Source organism: bacterium (assembly GCA_024228115.1).
Taxonomy (GTDB): Bacteria; Myxococcota_A; UBA9160; order UBA9160; family UBA6930.
Genome location: JAAETT010000033.1, coordinates 1 through 3,503, shown reverse-complemented (window position 1 = coordinate 3,503; position 3,503 = coordinate 1). Strand labels below are relative to the sequence as shown.

Here is a 3,503-nt window from a genome sequence, read left to right as displayed (position 1 = left end):
GCCGGAGGGTGCGTGATCGCGCGGGGCAGAACGAGTCTGAATCTGGGAATCGGTCGGGTGTATCATCCACGGAACGAGTTGTAGGGGAAGGCGGAAAAGCTGAGCAATATCAACGCGGACGAATATTGAGGACGCACAGGCTCCGCTCGAATCGGGGCGCGCCCTGCACAGGCTAGGCTCGGCCCCCCGTATGCGGACCCGCCGGTGCTAGGATCGCCTCCGTGCCTGGGCTCCGTGGCTGGATCAAGCAGCTCTTATCGGGTTCGACGCCAGACCCCTCCTCCTCGACGGACGAGCCGGTGTCCTCGACGGACGAGCCGGTGGCGGGACCCGCGAGCGACCGCGCCGAAGCGCTTGGGGCGGAGGTCGGCGCCGAAGCGACCCTGGCGGGGGCGGACCTCGGCCGGGCCCTGGCCGGCTTGGCGGCGATCCATGACGATGCGGCGCTCGTTCAGATCGCCACGAACGCCGTGCTTCCGAAGGTCCGCCAGGCCGCGGTGGCTCGGGTCTCGGACCCGGGGGCGCTCGCAGAGCTCGCTCTCGGTGCCTGGGATGAGAGTGTCCGCCTCCGGGCCGTGAAACATCTCAACGCACCGCCGCTGCTGGAAGCCGTTGCGGCAGGGACCGAGGATCTGCTCGTCGCCAAAGCGGCGGTGCGCAAGCTCGCCGATCCGGCACGACTGGCGGCCGTCGCGGGGGGCGTGGTGCCCCGAGCCGTTGCCCGCCTCGCCCTCCGCCGACTCGAAGATCAGAACCTGCTGAAGGAGATCGCCGAGACCGCGCAGGATGTCGAGATCGCGAAGGCGGCGGTCAAGAGGCTTTCGGACCAGCAGCTCCTGGCCGACCTGGCTGGCGGGAGCGCACCGCCCGTGGTCCGCGGGGTCGCCGTCAAACACCTCTCCGACCAGGCCGCCCTGGTCGATCTCGCCCTCCACGAAGAATCGACGGAGCTTCGCAAGCGCGCCGTTGAGCATTTGAGCGACCAGGCTTCCCTTGCACGCGTCGCTCACGGAGATCCCGATGCGGAGGTGCGGAGGATTGCGTTAGGCCACCTGACGGACGAAGGCGCGCTGGCCGTGATTGCCAAGACGGACCCGGAACCGGAGTTGCGGCTCACGGCCGCGCTGCGGGTCACGGACCGGGGCCTGCTGGCGAGCATCGTCGCGGAGGGAGCGCATTCGGATGCCCGTCAGGAGGCCATTCGCGGCGTGCGCAACCGCAGCGCGCTCCTGGAGTTCGCCAAGCGGGATGCTGACGCCGAAGTGCGCCGCATTGCGCTTCAGCGTATCCGCAGCCGCCAACAACTGACGGATGCCGCGGAGCACGCCCTGCACGCCGACGTCCGCGCAGCAGCGGTCCGCCGGCTCAGGGATACGACGCGCCTACCCGCCATCGCCCTCGCCGACGAAGACCCGGGCGTACGCCTGGAGGCGGTTCGCAGGATCAAGGACCAGGCCCAGCTTCAATCGATCGCCCGCGAGGACGCCGACTGGCGCGTTCGGCACTCAGCCGTCGGCAGACTCCGCGATCCCTCCGAGCTGTGCGCGTACGCCCGAGACGACGACGACTGGCGAGTGCGGGAAGTCGCGATACGCCGGGTGGCGGACGTTGCCGTGCTCTCGAATCGCGCCAAGTGGGACAAGGCCTGGCAGGTGCGAAAGATTGCCGTGAGCAACATCGACGACCAGACCCTGCTCTCGAACCGTGCAAAGAACGACGAGGACTGGGGGGTTCGCGCCGTCGCGGTCCGGAAGCTCGAGGATGCTGCCCTGATCGCCAACCGGGCGCAGTGGGATCCGGACGCCCGCGTTCGCGCAGCCGCCGTGCAGCGACTCTTGGACACAGTGCTGTTGGCCAGGATCGAGCGCGACGACGCGGAAGCATCGGTCCGTGCCGTCGCCGCCGAACGCCTGGTCTTCCTTGCGGGACCCGAGCCCCAGCCGCTCGGGTCGCCTGACCGATAGGCGGCGCGCCGGCATCCAAGTCCGCTGGGAGCGGAAGGGCTTCGTCCAGCTCCGTGGGCGGTTTCCGCCGTCGTCCCGCCGATCTCTTCGACGTGACCCGCGGGGTCAGTGTGCCCCTGCGTCTGGCCGAAGACGCCCTCGTGGCCGAACCGCAGACGACTCCCTTCCGTCTCCACTACGAGCACTGCCGGTCCCTCGATCTCGAGGGCCAGGTGCAGGAGTGCGCCGATCATCTCCAGCACCCCGAGGTGCTGCTGATGGAGTTCTTCGAGTCGTACCACCTGATCGAGCGCACCTGGAGTCCGGAGCAATCGCTGCGCCCCCCGGAGACCGATGAGCTGGTCCTCGAGTCCTTCCACGAAGCGCTCGAGATCAGGGTCGAAGGCGGTGCGCGCGGGTCCGAGAGGCTCGTCTGCCTGTCGGGGGCCGTGAGCCCGGTTCCCGATGCCGAGCACCCGGCAATCTCGCGCCGCGGGCTCGACTATGTGGGCCTGCTCGCCGCTCCTTCGCCTCGCCTGGTGCTGGGTGTGGTCCAGGCGTCGAAGGACGAGACTCCCTACGTGCTCCTGCTGCGAGCCCTGAACTGCTTCGCCGAGCTGTCGCCGCCGCTGCGGGTGGCTCAGCTCGGGCACGAGCTGCTGGGCGAACCCGTCTCCGAGGACGTCCACTTCGACCTTCAGCTGGGGATCAACGAGCCGTCGTCGTCGGGCGAGTGGGGGGCCCTCGTCGAACTCAGCCGCGACATGGCCGAGCTCTTCGTTCGCCAGATCGGTGAGTATCGTCAGTTCGAAGGCACCCTGGGACGAGTCGGCTGTCTCGAGATCGAGCCCGTTCGCGCTTGCGACGGAGTTGCCATGCGGACGATCTGGGAGATATGAGGCGGCGGCGTTCGCCAGCCTAGAAGCGCAGCTCTCCCGAGCGGATGCGGTCCGCAATCTCCGGCAGCCGTGGGAGATAGCGGCGGCGCGCATCGTCCCGGTAGAGCAGGGTGTCCGTGATCGTCTTCGGGTCGAAGCCTTCTCGCTGAAGTCCGACCTTGCGGATCTTGAAGGTGCCCGTCAGGTCCGGCGCCTCGAGCAGGCGGAGGAAGGCGGGCCGCGCGTAGGTCGGTAGCGCCTCTTCCACCCTCGCGTAGAGCGCGCCGTCGTCGAGATCGGCGTGTCTGTTCTCAATATTCATCCGCGTCGTCTGACGGCCTGATCGCGGATGTGGAATCGGGTCATCAGGCGGCTTCGCACCAGCGATATCGGTGGTGGAGACCGCCGACACGCGGCAATGCGACGACATTGGAGCCCTTCGAAGGTCGTGATTCTACGAGTCGACCGACCGGTGAATCGCCAATCGATGTGTGGACTCGCTCGTCGTTGTAGTAGTCGACGTACTCGCGGAGTAGCCGTCTTAACCTGAACTATGCACGAAAGTTGGCTGAGAACCTGGCTTTCCACGGTTTCGGCGTGCCGCGCGGCGATTGACGCTGACGGATTTCGTTTTGGGTGGTCGATGCCCATTCCGTGGCGAGAATTTGGGGCGTGCCTCGGC

3 protein-coding genes are annotated in these 3,503 nt (G+C 67.7%); 2 read left to right on the top strand and 1 reads right to left on the bottom strand.

Features of this window, described 5'->3' with window-relative positions:
• Positions 1–221: 221 nt before the first annotated feature.
• A complete protein-coding gene (locus tag GY937_00885) occupies positions 222–1,964 on the top strand; it encodes a hypothetical protein (protein MCP5055260.1) in 1,743 nt (580 codons plus the stop codon).
• A 53-nt stretch (positions 1,965–2,017) separates the two neighbouring features.
• Positions 2,018–2,842 (top strand): hypothetical protein, encoded by an 825-nt coding sequence (locus GY937_00880; GenBank protein MCP5055259.1) that lies wholly within the window; start codon positions 2,018–2,020, stop codon positions 2,840–2,842.
• 19 nt (positions 2,843–2,861) lie between these two features.
• Here the strand turns inward: GY937_00880 and GY937_00875 are convergent, their stop codons facing one another.
• A complete protein-coding gene (locus tag GY937_00875) occupies positions 2,862–3,143 on the bottom strand; it encodes a hypothetical protein (GenBank protein MCP5055258.1) in 282 nt (93 codons plus the stop codon).
• Between the last annotated feature and the right edge of the window lie 360 nt (positions 3,144–3,503).

Coding starts and splice junctions, on each gene's coding strand:
- GY937_00875 (MCP5055258.1), bottom strand. CDS start 3,143: ATGAATATTGAGAACAGACACGCCGATCTCGACGACGGCGCGCTCTAC.